Below are 17609 nucleotides of genomic sequence, written 5' to 3'. Positions count from 1 at the left end.
AGTTGCTTCAAGCTTAAATATTGAAGTCAAAATCCGAAATTAATCAATTTCTTCGTAATCGATATATTCTCCCACTTTTTTATCGCCTGAAGGATTGGATTTGGGCTTTTTATCTATGCTAACTTTTTCCTTTTTCTGCTGATTTTGAGAAAATCCTCCAAATTGCTGATTAAACTGCTGTTCAAACTTCTTCCCAACTTTTTTCATAAAATATTTGAGAATCAAGGGTCCAAAAAATCGAATGAAGATTTTAAAACCAAAATATACCAGAAGAATAATAAAAACCGTTTTTAAAACAGCGTAAAGAGATTCATTCATCTTTAAAAAGATTTTTACAAAAATAAAGGAAGGCTTCAGAATACTAAAACCTTCCTTAATAAAATTATAATAAAACTTATATCTTTGAGATCAAACAGCCTACAAAATATGCGTAAAATAACCATTCTTAGCCTTTTTCTTACCTTCAGTTATACCATCCAGGCACAATATACCGAAACTATTAATTCAAACCGTCCCGGGCAGAGTCAGGGAGCTTTTGCCGTAGGCACGAATGTAATTCAATTAGAGGCGGGTGCTTATTTGGGAAATGAAGAACATAAGGGATTTAATTCTAATGTTGATGTTTGGGGAGTTGATTATCAATTGCGTTATGGATTGTTCTTTGAAAGTTTGGAATTAAGCTTGACCGGTGCTTTTGAAAATCAGGATGCAACTTTCCAGTTTTTAGGAACCGAAGACGGCTATAAATACAGGAATTTTAGAGCTAATACTTTTGGTGCGAAGTATTTGATATTCGATCCTTATAAAACGCTGGAAGAAGACAAGCCCAACCTTTATAGCTGGAAGGCAAATCAACGCTTCAAATGGAAAAAATTAATTCCGGCCATTTCACTTTATGCTGGATTAAATTTTTCTTTTGGGGACAATCCCTATTTATATCCCGGTGAAGGAAAATATAGTCCCAAAGCGGCAATTATTTCCCAGAATAATTGGGGCCGCTGGGTTTTAGTAACCAATTTTATTGCTGATAAACTTTCCGAAGAATTTAGATCCTATACCGGGATTATTACCGTTACCCATAGTTTAAGTGAGCATCTGGCACTTTTTGGGGAATATCAGGGAATCATTAGCGATATCTATGCTGATGATATTATTCGTGCTGGTGGAGCTTACCTGGTAGGAAACAATTTTCAGTTTGACCTTTCTGCACTAACAAATTTTAAAGATACACCTTCGAGATGGCAAGTGGCCGCAGGGGTTTCGTATCGTTTTGACCTTCATAAAATTGATGAATTCCTGGAGGAATCTAAAGAAGGGAATGAAAGACGTAAAAGAAGCAAAAAATTAGAAAGCCAGCAGGATGGCGACGAACAGGAAAACGAGGGCGAAGGTGATCTATAGAAATAAAAAAGACCGGCTTTGAAACAGCGGGTCTTTTTTTAATCTAATTATATTTCTTAAGACTTACTTTCCATTGCTGAAGCAACAGATGCAGATAGCCTTTTATAGGTTCCATTTTCCAGCCTTTCCCTAATTGCTGAAAAAGCAACCAAAGTATCTTCAACATCTTGCAGGGTATGCGTTGCCGTAGGGATCATTCTTAAAAGAATTAAACCTTTTGGAATAACCGGGTACACTACAATAGAGCAGAAAATACCATGATTCTCCCGAAGATCTTTTACTAAAGCCATTGCTTCAGGAATACTTCCTTTTAGATAAACCGGTGTGACACAACTTTGCGTGGTGCCAATATCAAAACCACGATCTTTTAATCCGTTTTGTAGAGCATTTACGTTTTCCCAAAGTTTTTCTTTCAACTCTGGCATAGTGCGCAACATTTCAAGTCTTTTTAATGCTCCCACCACCAATTGCATCTGCAATGATTTTGCGAACATTTGAGATCTTAAATTATATTTAAGATAATCCATGATTTCTTTGTCCCCGGCAATAAAAGCCCCGGTACTTGCCAAAGACTTAGCAAAGGTGGCAAAATAAACATCGATCTCATCCTGGACCCCCTGCTCCTCTCCTGCTCCGGCACCTGTTTTTCCCAGTGTCCCAAAACCATGAGCATCATCTACGAACAACCTGAAATTATATTTTTTCTTAAGTTCAACAATTTCCCTAAGTCTTCCCTGTTCCCCACGCATTCCAAAAACACCTTCGGAAATCAGTAAAATCCCCCCGCCGGTCTGCTCGGCAATTTTAGTCGCACGTTGAAGGTTTTTTTCGATACTTTCCATATCGTTGTGCTTGTAGGTAAAACGCTGACCTAAATGCAAGCGCACCCCATCGATAATACATGCATGCGCATCTACATCATATACAATCACATCCTGCTTGGAGACCAGGGCATCTATGGTAGAAACCATTCCCTGATATCCAAAATTCAATAAATAAGCCGCTTGTTTATGCACGAAAGAAGCCAGTTCATCCTGAAGTTTTTCATGCAAACTTGTATGACCACTCATCATCCTGGCTCCCATTGGGTAGGCCGATCCATATTCTGCAGCTGCTTCCGCATCAATTTTTCGAACTTCCGGGTGATTTGCCAGACCCAGGTAATCATTTATGCTCCAGGTTATAACTTCCTTGCCGCGAAATTTCATTTTATTTGAAATAGGCCCTTCTAATTTCGGAAATACAAAGTATCCCTCTGCTTGCTCTGCCCATTTTCCTAAAGGACCTTTGTCCTTATATATCTTATCAAATAAATCCTTCATCGATCATTTTTTAGAGGAACCGCAAAAATACTGAAATTTGGCGCGAATTCACAACCCCAACTTTATATATGCGAAATCTATGAAAAACAAAAGCATCCTACAAAAATTAGGATGCTTTTGTTAATAAATGTTAATATATTTTTTAATTGATAGCCTTTATGTCTTCAGTTTTGTCTTCATTTTGAAAATCAAAAAATCCCTGGTCGTTCATCCAGTCATTACTATAAATCTTGCTCATGTATCGCGAACCGTGATCTGGAAATATCACCACAACCTTTGAATTTTCATCAAAAGCTCCTTCTGCATTTAATTGTTTTAACCCCTGCATGGCCGCCCCGCTGGTATATCCCAGGAACATACCTTCAGTATTGGCAAGTTCCCGTGCAGTATGCGCTGCATCTTCATCAGATACTTTTATAAAACGATCTATAGAATCAAAATCTGTCGCTCCTGGTATTAGATTTTTACCAAGCCCTTCAATTCGGTAAGGATAAATTTCCTTTTCATCGAATTCTTTTGTTTCGTGATATTTTTTCAGAACTGAACCAAAAGCGTCAATCCCTATTATTTCAATTTCGGGATTTTGTTGTTTGAGAAACCTTGAAGTACCAGAGATAGTCCCACCGGTTCCACTGCATGCTACCAAATGGGTTATTTTTCCTTCTGTTTGTTTCCAAATTTCAGGACCTGTACTTTGAAAATGTGCTTCAATATTAAGTTCATTAAAATACTGATTGATATATACAGATCCTTCAGTTTCTTCATGAATTCTTTTAGCCACCTGATAATAAGATCTAGGATCTTCTGCCGGAACATTAGCAGGGCAAACGAATACTTTCGCGCCCATGGTTTTCAACATATCGATCTTATCTTTAGAGGATTTTGAACTTACCGCAAGGATACATTTATAACCTTTGATAATGCTCACCATGGCAATACTAAAACCTGTATTACCAGAAGTAGTTTCCACTATAGTATTACCGGGTTTTAAAATCCCGTTTTTCTCGGCTTGCTCTATAATATAAAGGGCAATCCTATCTTTAGAAGAATGACCGGGATTAAAACTTTCAATTTTAGCCAGGAATTCACCTTTAAAATTTTCAGTTATCTTATTCAGCTTAACCAAAGGGGTTTTTCCTATTAATTGCAATATGTTATCGTAAACATGCAGGTCTTCTCTCATAAGTCGAACTTCTTTTACAAAATGAATCAGAAATAATACTTTCTGAAATTCCGGTCAAATTTAAGGCAAAATTTTGAATTATTCTTTGATGCCTTCCAAATCTAGTAAAAACGCATACTCTTCGGCTACCTCTCTTAAAGCTTCAAACCTTCCTGATGCCCCGCCATGCCCGGTATCCATGTTGGTATGTAATAAAAGAACGTGATTATCTGTCTTATATTCTCTTAATTTCGCCACCCATTTTGCCGGTTCCCAATATTGCACCTGAGAATCATGAAGACCGGTGGTTACAAGCATATTTGGATAATCCTGCTTTTTTATATTATCATAGGGAGAATAACTTTTCATATAATCATAATATTCCTTATTATTCGGGTTTCCCCATTCGTCGTACTCTCCAGTCGTTAAGGGGATACTGTCATCCAGCATCGTGGTAATTACATCTACAAAAGGTACCGAAGCAATTATTCCATTATATAATTGTGGTGCCATATTTACAATAGCTCCCATGAGCAGACCTCCGGCCGAGCCTCCCATAGCATACAAATGCTCGGGAGAGGTATAATTTTCTTTGATCAGATATTCTGAAACATCTACAAAATCTGTAAATGTATTTTTCTTGGTAAATAATTTTCCGTCTTCATACCAGCCACGTCCTAAATATTCCCCACCGCGAACATGTGCGATCGCGTAAATGAAACCGCGATCTAAAAGGCTTAATCTAACTGAAGAAAAATAAGGATCAATGGTGGAACCATAAGATCCATAAGCATATTGTAAAACGGGATTTTTTCCGGTCTTGTCCAAACCTTTCTTGTAGACCAGGGAAACTGGAATCAATGTCCCGTCATTAGCCACAGCCCAGACCCTTTCAGACTCATAAAAGTTCTTATTAAAATCACCTAGAACTTCCTGCTCCTTTAGGATAATTTTATCACCTGTTTTCATGTTGTATTCAACCACTGAAGTGGGTGTGGTCATACTATTATAGGTATACCTCAACAAATCGGTATCAAAATCTGGATTAATGGAAGTAAAAGCGGTATAGGTTTCATTATCGAACGGAATGTAAAAATCCAATTGGTCATTCCAACCTATGATCCTAATTTTATTCAAACCATTATTTCGTTCAGTGATTACCAGATAATCCTTAAAAATATCAATATCCTCCAAAAGGAAATCTTCCCGATGCGGAATGACATCTTTCCAGTTTTCCATTGTAGTGCTATCCACCGGAGTTTTCATTAGCTTAAAATTGGTTGCTTCATCTTTGTTGGTAACGATATAAAAATCACCTTCAAAGTGGGCAATACTATATTCCAGGCCTCTTTGTCTTGGTTGAAATACCTGAAATTCCCCTTCAGGCTTATTTGCATCTAAAAATCTATATTCCGTAGTAAGGGTGCTACTGGAACCAATGATGATGTATGCTCTGGATTTGGATTTATAAACATAGGTATTAAAAGTTTCGTCTTTTTCCTCATAGACTAGTTGATCTTCTTTCGGATTTGTGCCCAGAATATGTTTAAAGACCTTAAAACTTCTTAGGGTTTGCGGATCTTTTTTGGTGTAATACAAAGTTTTGTTATCGTTGGCCCAGGTTGAACCTCCCGTGGTATTTTTGATCTCTTCCTCTAAAATTTCGCCGGTTTCAAGATTTTTTATTCTAATGGTATATTGTCTTCGGCTTAACGTATCGGTTCCAAAGGCAATCAATTTATTATTTAAAGATACATTGAGTCCTCCAAGGCTGTAATAATCGAAGCCTTCAGCCATTTCATTCACATTGAACAAAATTTCTTCGGGAGCATCTAGAATTTCTTTTTTCCTACTATAAACTGGATAATCATATCCTTTTTCAAATCTGGTGATATACCAGTACCCGTTAAGTTTATAAGGAACAGATTCATCATCCTCTTTAATACGAGATTTCATCTCTTCAAATAAATCTTCCTGAAATTGCTTAGTATGAGCAGTGCTCTTCTCATAATAATCATTTTCTGAATTTAGATAATCAATAACCTCAGGATCTTCCCGCTTGTTCATCCAGAAATAATTGTCTATTCGTATGTCTCCATGTTTCTCTAGTGTATGAGGATTTTTTTTTGCTACCGGCGCCGGATTGTCTTTTTTCAAGGTTGTGTTATTTTGAGCGGAGGCAAAGGTAACGCATCCAAGGAAAATTACTAATAGTCTTTTCATAATGATTCTTTTACAAGCTGAATTTACTAAATTTGAAGTTAGAAATTTAAAATTGAAATTATGTTTGGAGATATGATGGGTATGATGAATAAGATCAAAGAAGCCCAGGAAAAAGTTGAAGCAACCAAAGAGCGTTTAAAAACCGTATTAATTGATGAGCAATCCAGTGACGGACTTTTAAAAGTCACCATTACCGCAGGCAGAGAGATTAAAAATATTAGTGTGGCTCCGGAATTACTGGAAGATAAAGAGCAACTGGAAGATTATCTGGTACTTACTCTTAACAAAGCCATAGCAAAAGCAGGCGATATCAATGAAACTGAACTCGCTGCCGCCGCAAAAGATGGCATGCCGGATATTCCTGGCCTGGACGGATTTATGTAATAAAAAAGCCCTGAAATTCAGGGCTTTGTTGTTTTAAGATTCTCCCCGAGCTGGATAATCGTTTTTAAGTACAAAGGAAATCGACTTTTTAAGCTCATTAAATTTTGGCCTGGCAAAAGGCATACTCTGGATACTTGCTGAATACAGCGTATCATCTGGCCGAACTAAAAATAATGCCGGTTCAAAAAAGTATTCGGGTTCAGATTCTTTTATTCCTTTTGAAATATATAAGTCCCATTTTCGAGCCTCCTCGATACTCATCCCGTAGCCAATATGGATATCGGGAACATCCCACTCCTCTACAGTTTTTAAGGCAAGTTCTTTATTGTTCGCACTTATACAAATCACATTAACTCCCAGATCGTAAAAATCGTCGATCTCTTCATTCAGCTCTTCCAGGTATTTTTTACAAACAGGACAATGCAGTCCGCGATAAAAAATAACCAGATTGAAATTTTCAGGAATACTTTCAGCTAAATTATATTCAATGCCTTTGGTGGTTGGAATGATTAAATTTGGAACTTCTTTTCCTGGTAACAGATTTTTCATAAATTTTTTTTTAAAAATACCCGTATTCCTTTTTTAAGCTGAATTTTGAACGCTAATCTTTAGTTAAGTTTTATAAACTGGCATTTTTAAGCACTTCCTGAAATCGTTGATGCATTTCTTCGGAATAATCTAAATGGGTCACAATCCTCCATTTTCCCTGTCCCATATTGCTGATGCGGATATTATGCTTTTGCAGATATTCCGTGAACTCTTTCTCTTTTTCGGCTTCTCTTAAATTGAAGATGATAATGTTTGTTTCAACATTTTCAACTTTTCCAATATAATGCAGTGTTTTTAATACTTCCTCTATTTCAAAGGCACGACGATGATCTTCAGCTAATCTGTCAAAATGGTGGTCCAGGGCATAAATTCCGGCAGCGGCCATAAATCCCACCTGGCGCATTCCACCACCCAAGACTTTCCGAACTCGAATGGCATTTTTCATCAGTTTTTTATCGCCAATTAAAACAGAACCCATTGGTGTCCCCAAACCTTTAGACAAACAAACTGAAATCGTATCAAATAATTTCCCGAAGTCTTTTGGGTTTTCTTTCTTTTTCACCAAAGCATTGAACAATCTGGCGCCATCAAGATGTAAACCCAATTGGTGTTCATCACAAACCTTTCTAATTTCTTTAATATCTTCCAGGTCATAACAGGCACCACCCCCTTTATTGGTGGTATTTTCTAAACATACCAGGGTAGTAAGGGGAGAATGGTAAAAATCTGGCGGATTTATATTTTCAACCACCTGTTCCGCTTTTATCATCCCTCGATCACCATCTACCAGTTTGCAGGATACACCGCTATTAAAGGAAACGCCGCCGCCTTCATAATTATAAACATGAGCCCATTTGTCACAAATTAACTGCTCACCGGGCTGGGTATGCAACTTTATTGCCGCCTGATTGGCCATACTTCCCGTAGGAAAAAATAAGGCCTCATCCTTACCAAACATTTTGGCAAGCTTTTCCTCCAATGCATTGATCGTTGGATCTTCCTTATAAACATCATCCCCTACTTTGGCGGTCATCATTGCCTGCAACATTTCTTTGGTGGGTCGTGTGACCGTATCACTCCTAAGGTCTATTTCCTGCATGTATTAAAATTTTCAATCACGAATGTAATAACTAAAATGACGAATCTGAAATATTGAGTTTTTAAAATTTTAGGGAGATGTTTCTTATCCCAAAATGGATGGATTGGCTTCGATCCTACCAATAATATAAACACTGCGAAAAATCATATCAAAGTAAGTCACCTAAAAGATTATACTGATTCTTCCCCACCTAAAGGAATTGTTTACACTGCAAGCAAGAATGAAACTGAATATCACCTAAAGGTTTCATCCCAACAATAACAATAGCAGTAAGTTATTCAAAAGTCCCAATAGGCGAACCGTCAGGAATTTTCGGAATATTTAAGTTGAGCTCAAAATTTTCCGGATGCTCTCTGAAATCCCTTATTTCACGAGACATTTCTTGGTAAACAAGATCATCTTTTCCGCGCAACCAGTTTTGCAGATCTTCAATTTTTGCATTAGTAATTGCTTTTACCATGGGAGTAGCTTTTTTATTTATGGCAAGATTCAGCAAATGCTGAAAAACCACAAATTTTATGGTATTCTGAACATTTTGTAAATAATCATCTTTCTCCTCCTTTTTAATAGTTGCTGAAATTACCGTTTCCAACATTTTTTCCAGACCCATCATCTTTGAATCCAAACCATTTTGTTGCATTAAACGTTCGGCCCTTTCAGGATGGAAAAGGAAGGTAAGGGTCATTTCAGCAGAAGTTGCGGCGGCGCCCAAAGCATCAAAAGCTACCCCGGCATTACTTTTAAAAGATTCCCTGTCCCTTCCATACCCATAAGCCCTGGGTGGGAAAAGTTTCAGTTTCTCCTTCGGGATAGCCAGTTCTTCCGCAGATAAGGTTTTTAAAACAATGTCTAAAGCCTGCTTTTGGATTTTTGCTGTCACGGGTTCAACCACTAAATTCTGGTCTCCTTTAACCGCATAATTGTAGTTTAAACCACCAATTACTTTAATTGCAGCTTCCGTCTGATAACGATGGAAAAAATAGAGCGGCACAAAAACATCCTCCAAAACTGAAAATGGTTCGTTCTTTTTAAAATTATCTTCAGAAAAATTTTGAATCGCAGTTTTCCTGATCTTTAAAACTTCTTCCAATTCATCAGCAGGATTTTCACCATTATCCCAAAGATGTGCAAACGCATGGGCGCCTCCGGCTGCACGCGCGTCACTATCAGAGATAAACTGGTGTCCCGCTTCCCGCGCATCATTTAAAACAGTGTTTAAATAGGTTCTTTCATCTTCATTTTCAAGAATATCAGCATAACTATAACTTACTGTTACTTTATCCCAGTCTCCAATACCGGTTGCGTAAGCATTAGCAGCTGAAACCTCTCCATTTATAAGTTCAAACTGCGGATGTGGATAATCCATCACTGAAGCTCTTTGGGTTGGGCTGGCCGCGAAATTATGCGCAAACCCAATAGTATGACCTACTTCATGTGCCGAAAGCTGCCGAATTCGCGACAAAGCCAGATCCATCATAGGTTTATTTGCAGTATCATTTTCAGCAAAAGGTTTATTCAGCAAAGCCTGTGCGATCATATAATCCTGACGAATGCGTAAACTGCCAAGGCTCACATGGCCTTTAATAATCTCTCCGGTCCTGGGATCAACTACGCTCGCTCCATAACTCCAGCCCCGGGTAGAACGATGCACCCACTGGATGACATTATATCGAACATCCAAAGGATCGGCTGCTTCGGGAAGCATTTTTACCTGAAAGGCATTTTTATATCCAATAGTCTGAAAAGCCTGGTCCCACCAACCTGCTCCTTCCAACAAAGCCGAGCGAACAGGTTCCGGAGTTCCAGGATCTAAATAGTAAACGATTGGTTTTATCGCTTCACTAATTGCAGCTTCAGGATTTTTCTTTTCCAAACGGTATCTTACAGCATATCTTTTTTGAATAGGTTCGTAAACCGGGCTGGCATAATCGTAATAGGATATAAAAATAGCCCCGCTGCGCGGATCAAAAATTCGTTTTTTATAATTATCATCCGGTAACTTTACGAAGGAATGATGTTGGGTTACACTTATATTTTTGGCATCGGGAACTACAGATCTTAGCGCACTGCCTTTTGGATCACCTTCAAAAGTTAAGAGTGCTTCAAATTCCACATTTTCAGGAAAGGCTTTCGTCCTTTCGAGTGAAAGAGCGCTTTTATCTTTCTCTAGCTTATAAGCCCCGAAATTGCCATTTTTCAAACGGTCTGCTACTCCATGTGTATCCTGCATTAGAAAAGGTGTAAAGTTGATCACATATTTTCCATCCTTTTCTTCTTCAATCTTAAAACCAAATAGAACTGATTTGGCAAAAGCTTCAGCAACGCTAGCTTTTTCAGCTTCATTATCTGTAATCGCACGATAATTTTGATTTGGCTGAACCAGTAATAATTTATTTCCGGCTTTCTGAAATTTAACCACATCGGCTCCGCCTAATTGTCCGCGATCCAAACCAATGTCATTTGATCCCACACCTGTACTAAGAAAGTGGTTATATAGAAATTCAGTTTCCAGACTATCTACTTCCAGATAAATTTCATCGTCTTTCTCACTGTAATAAAAGTTAAAATAGCCTTCATATTTTTTAAGGTCTTCTTTTTTATCTAGAAACTGGGCCTGAACGGGAAGGTAGAAACTGATAACGAGGAAAATAGATAAGAAACGGAGCATTTAGCGGATTTTTAAAAGTTTCTAAAACTAAAAAATATTCGTTAAATACTTTTAGGTAACTGGGCTAAATTCTATTTTTACCTGAAATCGAACAAAACTATGATTAACACAGAGAACATAAGAGATCTCAAAGAGCGCCTGGTTGCGTTAAGGAGGTATCTTTGACGTTGATGCCAAGAAAATAGAGATTACCAATATGGAAGAAAAAACATTTGCGCCAGATTTTTGGGATGATCCTAAAAAAGCTGAGGTGATTATGCGCGAAGTTAATTCTGAAAAGAAATGGGTAGAAGATTATGAAAGGGCCGAAACTTTGGTGGAGGATCTTGAAGTGATCTATGAATTTTACAAAGAAGAAGAGGCGACAGCAGAGGATGTGAATCAGCGGCATGAGAAAGCAATCGATCTTATTGAAGATCTTGAGTTTAAAAATATGCTTTCTGAAGAAGGAGATTCCATGAGCGCGGTGCTTCAAATTACTGCAGGTGCAGGCGGAACTGAAAGTTGTGATTGGGCTGAAATGCTGATGCGAATGTATTTAATGTGGTCTGAAAAACGCGGTTATAAAATTAAAGAGCTGAACTATCAGGCTGGAGAAGTTGCCGGGATCAAAACAGTTACCCTGGAGATTGAAGGTGAATTTGCGTTTGGTTGGCTGAAAGGTGAAAATGGTGTTCACAGGCTGGTACGAATTTCACCATTTGACAGTAACGCTAAAAGGCATACGTCATTTGCTTCAGTTTATGTATATCCGCTGGTTGATGAAAGTATTGAAGTAGATATTAACCCGGCTGATCTTTCCTGGGAAACCATGAGATCTTCAGGCGCGGGTGGTCAAAATGTGAATAAAGTAGAGACCGCGGTGAGGTTGCGCCACGCTCCTACCGGCATAGTTATAGAAAATTCTGAAACCCGATCTCAACTGGAAAACAAAAATAAAGCGATGCAACTTCTGAAAAGTCAGTTATACGAAATGGAACTTCAGAAAAGACTGGAAGCAAGGAGGGAAATTGAAGATTCTAAAATGAAAATAGAATGGGGTTCACAAATTCGGAATTATGTCATGCATCCTTATAAACTGGTAAAAGATGTTCGTACCGCTGAAGAAACAGGAAATGTAGATGCGGTAATGGATGGCGGGATTGATGCTTTTTTAAAGGCGTATCTTATGATGATGGGGCAAAAAAATGAGGCGTAGAAAAAAATTTGCTAAAGTTCGGCAAAGCGAGACAATACATTGGTAGTATAACGCCGGGGTTTTTGTTAGTTGAATAAAATGAGTAAATTAAAAGGAATATAAAATGATCACAATCTATCATAATCCCCGTTGCAAAAAGTCCAGGGAAGGTTTGGAAGTTGTAAAAGTTAGTGGGAAAGAATATGAAGTAATTGAATATTTAAAAGTACCAATCGAGGAGAAAAAATTGAAAGAGCTTTTAAACAAATTAGGAATTGGCGCAATTGAACTGGTTCGCACTCAGGAAAAAATATGGAAGGAGGAATTTAAAGGAAAGGATTTTAATAACGATGAACTTATTTCCATCTTAATTAAAAACCCAATTTTAATAGAAAGACCCATTATAACCAATAATGATAAGGCAGTAATTGGCAGACCTGCTGAAAAAATAGAAACAATATTATAACTTAGTAAAATGAAACTTCAACACCGTTTAGCGCTTATAACCATTGCAACCGCAGCTGTAGCAGGTTTTGTTTATTCCCAAATCCACATTCACAAAAGGAACAGGCGCGAGGTTATAGATGTTGCTACAGAGCTTGCCTGCACCTGGCAAAGTCAGTTAGATCTCAGCAATATCCAAACGCAGAAATTGCTGGACAGTATTATTGAGTATACTATTAAGAAAAATGAGATCATCAATTCCAATCTTGCCATGGAAAATCAAATCTCGAAACTAAAATCCATTCAGCGTAATGAACATAGAAATCTTCAGAATTTTCTAAGTGAAGATCAGTTTAAAAAATATTTATCGCTGAATAAAAGACTCACCCGCAAAGAGTAAGCTTCAATTTAAATCCCTTTAACGGAAAATTAACCTATGTTGATTAAACTATAGGGTGCATAAGAGGTCAAAAGAAAAAACAATTCAATGACCCTTAAAAGAATCTCCACTCTTAGCTTTTTATTGAGCTTAATTTCAATAATAAACTTTTCCGCATTTTCGCAAAAATCAGGCGACTACAAAATTACCGGAAAAATAATTGATGATGAATTAAGAGTTCCGCTGGAATATGCAACCATTTCCGTAATAAATGTAAATGATCCTAAAGATCTTACCGGTGGAGTAACCAATGCTGAAGGTGAATTTTCCATTGATGTGGACTCAGGAAACTATAATATCGTGGTAGAATTTATCTCCTATGAAACCAAGGAATTCAATAATCAAACTCTTAAGGGTGATCTAAACCTTGGAACTATAACTCTTGGTCTTGGCGCTGAAAGTCTTGATGAAGTTGTAGTTCGGGCAGAAACTACGCAGGTAGATGTAAGGCTCGATAAAAAGATTTATAATATTGGTAAAGACCTTACCACTGCTGGTGGAACGGTAAGCGATGCTTTGAATAATGTCCCTTCGGTAACTGTAGATATCGACGGGGCAATTAGTCTTCGTGGAAATGGGAACGTTAAAATCCTAATTAACGGGAAGCCTTCTGCCATGGCTGGATTTGGAGATACCAATGTATTGAACCAGTTGCCTGCAGAAGCTATCGAACGCGTAGAAGTAATTACTTCACCTTCCGCCAGATACGATGCGGAAGGAACTGCCGGAATTCTGAATATTATCCTTCGCCAGAAAGAAACTTTAGGATTTAATGGATCTCTTAACGCCACGATAGGAACCCCGGTAAATGCAGGACTTACCGCAAACCTGAATTACAGGACTGAGAAATTTAATCTTTTTACCACAACTGGGTACCGATATTTTAAAGCTCCCGGTGGTGGATTTTTTGATACCCGCTATTTTGAATCCAGCCAGGTGCCTTATGATCGCATTTATGAAGATCGCGATATTGATAGAATAAACCGAAATTTCAATACAAATTTTGGAATGGAATATTTCTTAACTAAAAAATCTTCTTTAACCGGAAGTATTTTTTACCGTTGGGGACAGGATGAAGATGTGACCACAAATGATTCAGATTATTATCAGAATGGTTCGAGGGTGATTAATTCAATAAGAAAAGAAAATGAACAGGAAGACGATAACAGCTGGCAATTTGCGCTTAATTACATTAATAATTTCAATAATAAGGGTCATAAGTTAACCGCCGACTTTCAGGTAGAATCGGACAAGGAAACCCAGCTTACTGAAATTAATGAGAATACGCCTATAAACCTTACGGATAATCCATTTTTCAATCAGGATGAAATGATCAACCAAAAAGAAGATCAAACCGAATACTTGCTTCAGGCAGATTATGTCTTGCCCTTTAACGAAGATTCTCAATTTGAAGCTGGTTTTCGTGGAAACTGGGAAAATGAAGTGACAGATTATAATTTATTCAGCGAAGATTTGAACACCGGCCAGTTTATTGCCAATGATACGCTTTCTAATGTGTTTGATTACGATGAAAACGTAATGGCCGTTTATACACAGTACGGGACAAAATTTGGAAATTTATCCTTCCTTCTTGGATTAAGATTGGAAAACACGCAATTAAAAGGAAAAATTGATAGTGAACTAACCGATGCTGAACTTGCAGATGCTTTCGGAATTCCTATTGATACAGATTTTGACCGGAACTATTTAGGTTTATTCCCTACGATAAACCTTATTTATGAACTGGCCGAAGAGGAAAATATTACTTTAGGTTATAACCGAAGAATTAATCGTCCTCGAGGCTGGTTCATAAATCCTTTTCCTTCCAGAAGTAGTAATAACAACATCTTCCAGGGAAATCCAAGCTTAAACCCGGCTTATTCAAATGCTTTTGATCTTGGCTATTTGAAAAGATGGGAAAAGTTGACCTTAACTTCTTCTATCTATTACCAGCACGAAACAAATTCCTTTGAGAGAATTGAAAGAAACGTTGCAGGTTCAAATATTGTAAGAACTATTCCTGTAAACCTTTCCAGTAATGACAGGACTGGCGCAGAACTCGGCTTGCTTTATAACCCGGCAGACTGGTTAAGATTAAATGGAAGTTTTAATTACTTTAAATTTAAAACCGAAGGTGAATTTGATGGAACCAGTTACAATGCTGAAAATTCCAGTTATTTTGCCAGGTTTAGCAGTAAAGTTTCATTGCCCCTAAAAATCGACTGGCAAACCAATGCGTTTTATGGCGGTGCTTCTGAAGGGGTACAGGGTACGCAGGAAGGTATTTTCTCTCTGGATGTTGCCCTTAGCAAAGAAATCCTAAACGATAATGCAACTATTTCAATTAATGGTAGGGATATCTTCAACTCAAGAAAAAGAAGATCTTATACCTTAACCGATACGTATGAAAGGGATAGTGAATTTCAATGGAGACAGGGACAAAACATTTCCTTGTCTTTAATCTATCGATTTAATCAGCAAAAACAACGTCAACAAAAACGTGGTGAGGATAATGAAGATTTTGATGAGGGAGGCTTCGGGGGATAAAAATAGAATGAGCACAAAAAAAAGGGACTTTAAAATGTCCCTTTTTTTATTTAATTTTTTCTTCTTTTGCTTTTTTTCTTGCCGCCCGCTTTTCTTTCACTAATTCTCCTACTGCGCCCGCAATCCAATACGGTACAAAAGCAACCAGGAAAAACATTAACCAGAAACCCATGGTTAAAATTGTAAGGAAGGCTAAAAATCCAAGATATTGATCAAAATCGAACATAACTTTCAGAAATTTTTGAATCTGCCACAAATATAGGAACTCTTGAAAGTTTATAAAAAATTAATTTCAATTTTATTCAGGAATTGTTTTAACATTTTTCCAATAATCCTCGGAACATTCAAAAGCGACCAAAAAATTTTAAATAACAGCATGGTATTATAATGCTGTAAGTAAATATGATTAATTTTTGGTTGCATTATATTTTAAACTTTTTTTACGATGATCACTGTTTTGAAATCTTAAATTTGCGACACAATCAATTTAAAAAATATGGATTACCGAATAGAAAAAGATACCATGGGCGAGGTAAAAGTGCCGGCAGATAAACTCTGGGGGGCGCAAACTGAAAGATCCCGAAACAATTTTAAAATAGGGCCTTCAGCATCAATGCCCCTTGATATTATCTACGGTTTTGCCTATCTTAAGAAAGCCGCGGCTTACACAAATTGTGAACTCGGCGTTTTACCAGTTGAAAAAAGAGATCTTATCGCTCAGGTTTGCGAAGAAATCCTGGAAGGAAAGCATGATGATCAGTTCCCTCTGGTAATCTGGCAAACCGGAAGTGGTACCCAAAGTAATATGAATGTAAATGAAGTGATCGCAAATCGCGCCCATCAAATTGCAGGTAAAAAGGTTGGTGAGGGCGAAAAGACGCTACAGCCAAATGATGATGTAAATAAATCTCAGTCTTCCAACGATACTTTTCCCACGGGAATGCATATTGCGATCTATCGAAAAGTGACCAAAAAGACGATTCCGGGAGTTCGTAAACTTCAGGAAATGTTGAAAAAGAAATCCGAAGAATTTAAGAATACCGTAAAGATTGGGAGAACCCACTTTATGGATGCCACTCCCCTCACCTTAGGTCAGGAATTTAGTGGATATGCCGCACAGTTAGAGTATGGTTTAAAAGCACTGGAAAACACCTTACCACATCTTTCTGAACTTGCTTTAGGCGGAACTGCGGTGGGAACCGGACTTAATACTCCAAAAGGATATTCAAAACGGGTTTCAGAATTTATCGCAAGGTTTACAGATATGCCTTTTGTATCTGCTCAAAATAAATTTGAAGCACTTGCAGCCCATGATGCATTGGTTGAAACCCACGGAGCGCTCAAGCAACTGGCGGTTTCTTTAAATAAAATCGCAAATGACATAAGGATGCTGGCTTCAGGACCAAGAAGTGGGATTGGAGAAATCATCATCCCGGCGAATGAACCAGGTTCTTCCATCATGCCGGGAAAAGTAAATCCCACTCAAGTTGAAGCTTTAACCATGGTTTGTGCACAGGTGATAGGAAATGATGTCACCGTTGGAGTTGGAGGGATGCAGGGGCAGTTTGAATTAAACGTATTCAAGCCCGTAATGGCCGCAGCCTTATTACAAAGTGCAGAATTGATTGGTGATGCATGTATTTCCTTTGAAGAACATTGTGCCCGTGGCATTGAAGCTGATGAAAAAAGGATTAAAGAACACCTGAATAATTCTTTAATGCTGGTAACCGCTCTAAATACTAAAATTGGCTATTATAAAGCTGCTGAAATTGCCAATACGGCACATAAAAATGGAACAACCCTAAAAGAAGAAGCAGTTAATTTAGGTTATGTGACCGCAGATGAATTTGATGAATGGGTACAACCGAAAGATATGGTTGGAAATTCACGATAATTTTAAAAAATTATAATGTACAATGTCTTTTAGCTCGGGAATCATAAATTCGGTTCTATGTTGTGGGTTGTGGGTAGTTGGTAGTTGGTAGTTGGTAGTCAAAATTGAAAATTTTGAATTATGAATTATTCTGCTAATAAAACGTCACTGCGAGTGAAACGAAGCAGTCTCCATAATAGATTGCTTCACTGCGCCTGCCTACCGCAGGCAGGTTCGCAATGACAACCAGCAGGGAAACGTCCTCAGTTTCGGATTCGGGACCCGTAGGCGCAAAATCCGTTCAAAAGAATTGCTGTTTGA

At 37.8% G+C, this 17609-nt stretch carries 15 protein-coding genes; 7 read left to right on the top strand and 8 right to left on the bottom strand.

Annotation, left to right across the window (positions count from 1 at the left end; translation table 11 throughout):
* Positions 1–39: 39 nt before the first annotated feature.
* Positions 40–318 (bottom strand): DUF4834 family protein, encoded by a 279-nt coding sequence (locus tag DHD80_RS08570; protein WP_251740751.1) that lies wholly within the window; start codon positions 316–318, stop codon positions 40–42.
* A gap of 108 nt (positions 319–426) precedes the next feature.
* On the opposite strand from DHD80_RS08570, the gene DHD80_RS08565 reads away from it, so the two are divergent.
* On the top strand, positions 427–1401 hold the full coding sequence (locus tag DHD80_RS08565; RefSeq protein WP_251740750.1) for a transporter: 975 nt from the start codon (positions 427–429) through the stop codon (positions 1399–1401).
* A gap of 56 nt (positions 1402–1457) precedes the next feature.
* Here DHD80_RS08565 and DHD80_RS08560 read toward each other — a convergent pair whose 3' ends face one another.
* From DHD80_RS08560 to DHD80_RS08550, 3 genes are all read right to left on the bottom strand, one after another.
* Positions 1458–2723 carry an aminotransferase class I/II-fold pyridoxal phosphate-dependent enzyme gene (locus DHD80_RS08560; RefSeq protein WP_251740749.1) on the bottom strand — a complete coding sequence of 422 codons (1266 nt, stop codon included), beginning with the start codon at positions 2721–2723 and terminating at the stop codon, positions 1458–1460.
* Positions 2724–2865: 142 nt separating this feature from the next.
* Complete coding sequence (locus DHD80_RS08555) at positions 2866–3906, bottom strand: cysteine synthase family protein (protein WP_251740748.1); 1041 nt, start codon at positions 3904–3906, stop codon at positions 2866–2868.
* A 78-nt stretch (positions 3907–3984) separates the two neighbouring features.
* Entirely contained in the window at positions 3985–6108 is a 2124-nt protein-coding gene (locus DHD80_RS08550) for a S9 family peptidase (protein WP_251740747.1), read from the bottom strand.
* Between the two features lie 60 nt (positions 6109–6168).
* Here DHD80_RS08550 and DHD80_RS08545 point away from each other — a divergent pair, with 60 nt between their 5' ends.
* A complete protein-coding gene (locus DHD80_RS08545; RefSeq protein WP_251740746.1) occupies positions 6169–6492 on the top strand; it encodes a YbaB/EbfC family nucleoid-associated protein in 324 nt (107 codons plus the stop codon).
* A 33-nt stretch (positions 6493–6525) separates the two neighbouring features.
* Here the strand turns inward: DHD80_RS08545 and DHD80_RS08540 are convergent, their stop codons facing one another.
* The 3 genes from DHD80_RS08540 to DHD80_RS08530 all read right to left on the bottom strand — a co-directional run bounded on the left by DHD80_RS08540 (position 6526) and on the right by DHD80_RS08530 (position 10808).
* Entirely contained in the window at positions 6526–7041 is a 516-nt protein-coding gene (locus tag DHD80_RS08540; RefSeq protein ID WP_251740745.1) for a redoxin domain-containing protein, read from the bottom strand.
* 70 nt (positions 7042–7111) lie between these two features.
* Positions 7112–8140, bottom strand: coding sequence for a GntG family PLP-dependent aldolase (locus DHD80_RS08535; protein WP_251740744.1), 1029 nt, complete (start codon positions 8138–8140; stop codon positions 7112–7114).
* Positions 8141–8414: 274 nt separating this feature from the next.
* Positions 8415–10808 (bottom strand): zinc-dependent metalloprotease, encoded by a 2394-nt coding sequence (locus tag DHD80_RS08530; RefSeq protein ID WP_251740743.1) that lies wholly within the window; start codon positions 10806–10808, stop codon positions 8415–8417.
* Positions 10809–10907: 99 nt separating this feature from the next.
* Between DHD80_RS08530 and prfB the strand changes: the two genes are divergently transcribed.
* The 4 genes from prfB to DHD80_RS08510 all read left to right on the top strand — a co-directional run bounded on the left by prfB (position 10908) and on the right by DHD80_RS08510 (position 15415).
* A protein-coding gene (prfB, locus tag DHD80_RS08525) for a peptide chain release factor 2 (RefSeq protein WP_251740742.1) occupies positions 10908–12006 on the top strand; the annotation gives its coding sequence in 2 pieces (ribosomal slippage) (positions 10908–10970 and positions 10972–12006; 1098 coding nt in all).
* 103 nt (positions 12007–12109) lie between these two features.
* Positions 12110–12451, top strand: a complete 342-nt coding sequence (gene arsC, locus DHD80_RS08520) for an arsenate reductase (glutaredoxin) (protein ID WP_251740741.1) — start codon at positions 12110–12112, stop codon at positions 12449–12451.
* 9 nt (positions 12452–12460) lie between these two features.
* Positions 12461–12829, top strand: coding sequence for a hypothetical protein (locus DHD80_RS08515; RefSeq protein WP_251740740.1), 369 nt, complete (start codon positions 12461–12463; stop codon positions 12827–12829).
* An 87-nt stretch (positions 12830–12916) separates the two neighbouring features.
* Complete coding sequence (locus DHD80_RS08510; protein WP_251740739.1) at positions 12917–15415, top strand: outer membrane beta-barrel protein; 2499 nt, start codon at positions 12917–12919, stop codon at positions 15413–15415.
* Between the two features lie 46 nt (positions 15416–15461).
* Here the strand turns inward: DHD80_RS08510 and DHD80_RS08505 are convergent, their stop codons facing one another.
* Positions 15462–15641, bottom strand: coding sequence for a hypothetical protein (locus tag DHD80_RS08505; RefSeq protein ID WP_251740738.1), 180 nt, complete (start codon positions 15639–15641; stop codon positions 15462–15464).
* A 270-nt stretch (positions 15642–15911) separates the two neighbouring features.
* On the opposite strand from DHD80_RS08505, the gene fumC reads away from it, so the two are divergent.
* Entirely contained in the window at positions 15912–17309 is a 1398-nt protein-coding gene (fumC, locus tag DHD80_RS08500) for a class II fumarate hydratase (RefSeq protein ID WP_251740737.1), read from the top strand.
* Positions 17310–17609: the final 300 nt, after the last annotated feature.

The organism is Gramella sp. AN32, from assembly GCF_023718305.1.
Lineage (GTDB): Bacteria > Bacteroidota > Bacteroidia > Flavobacteriales > Flavobacteriaceae > Christiangramia > Christiangramia antarctica.
The sequence above is the reverse complement of the archived record's forward strand: the minus strand, read 5'-3'. Positions and strand labels throughout refer to the sequence as shown.